This window comes from Streptomyces sp. NPDC057623 (assembly GCF_042800355.1).
In the GTDB taxonomy this organism is placed as follows: Bacteria; Actinomycetota; Actinomycetes; order Streptomycetales; family Streptomycetaceae; genus Streptomyces.
The window spans coordinates 1-1,339 of record NZ_JBHVGZ010000182.1 but is presented as its reverse complement, the minus strand read 5'-3'; the positions used below and the strand labels follow the sequence as shown (position 1 = coordinate 1,339).

Below are 1,339 nucleotides of genomic sequence, written 5' to 3'. Positions count from 1 at the left end.
GGTTGCGTCCAGAGAAGTGGTGTACGGGTTCGACCTGATCCGGGGGTTTGCTCCGGCATCGGGATGGTGCCCGCATAGTTGAACGGCCACCGGCTGATCTTCGAAGTGTCGAAGCCTCGAAGGAGATCAGCACGATGACCGCACCAGACAGTCTGCCCCTGCACGCCCTCGCCGAGGACAACCTCGCTGCGGCGAGTCCCGATCTGCTGCGCGCGATGGTCAAGACGTTCGCCGACGCGCTCATGTCCGCGGAAGTCGATGCCCTCTGCAACGCCGAGTACGGGCAGGTCAGCGACGAACGCGTCAACCACCGCAACGGCTACCGCCCACGGGAGTGGGACACCCGCGCCGGCACCGTCGAACTCGCCATCCCCAAGCTCAGGTCCGGGAGCTACTTCCCGCACTGGCTCCTCGAACGCCGCCGCCGGGCCGAACAGGCCCTCATCTCGGTGGTCGCCACCGCCTACCTGCTGGGCGTCTCCACTCGCCGGGTCGAGAAACTCGCCGAGTCCCTCGGCGTCACCCAGCTGTCGAAGTCCCAGGTCAGTGCGATGGCCAAGCACCTGGACGAACAGGTCGCCGCGTTCCGCAACCGACCCCTCGACGCTGGGCCTTACGCGTTCGTATGGGTCGACGCCCTGACCCAGAAGGTCCGCGAGGGCGGCCGCATCATCAACGTCCACGCCCTCATCGCAGTCGGAGTGAACGCCGACGGCCACCGCGAGATCCTCGGCATCGACGTCGCCTCCAGCGAGGACGGCGCCGGCTGGCTCGCCTTCCTGCGTTCGCTCGTCGCCCGCGGTCTGAGCGGCGTCCAACTCGTCATCTCCGACGCGCACACCGGACTGGTGGCCGCGATCGGTGCGGTTCTGCCCGGCTCATCGTGGCAACGCTGCCGAACCCACTACGCCCGAAATTTGCTGAGCCAGGTCCCGAAATCTGCCCAGCCCTGGGTCGCGACGCTGCTGCGGACGGTCTTCGAACAGCCCGACACCGACGCGGTGAAAGCCCAGATGCGGCACGTCCTGGACGCGCTGGAGGTCAAGTTCCCCAAGGCCGCAGCCCACTTGGACACCGCGCAGCACGACCTGCTGGCGTTCGCCGCGTTCCCACGTGAGAGCTGGCGGCAGATCTGGTCGAACAACCCGCAGGAACGCCTGAACAAGGAAATCCGGCGTCGCACCGACGTGGTCGGCATCTTCCCCGACCGCACCGCCGTCATCCGCCTGGTCGGCGCGGTCCTGGCCGAGCAGAACGATGAGTGGACCGAGGCCCGTCGCTACATGGGACTCGACCTCCTGGCCAAGGCCCGCCTCCACCCGATCGAGTCAGAAACCAG

Annotated in this window: 1 protein-coding gene; it reads left to right on the top strand. The window is 67.4% G+C overall.

Annotated elements, in window-relative coordinates:
* Window positions 1-134: 134 nt before the first annotated feature.
* The coding region (locus ACFU95_RS51005; protein WP_383844804.1) for an IS256 family transposase at window positions 135-1,339 on the top strand (1,205 nt) is incomplete at its 3' end.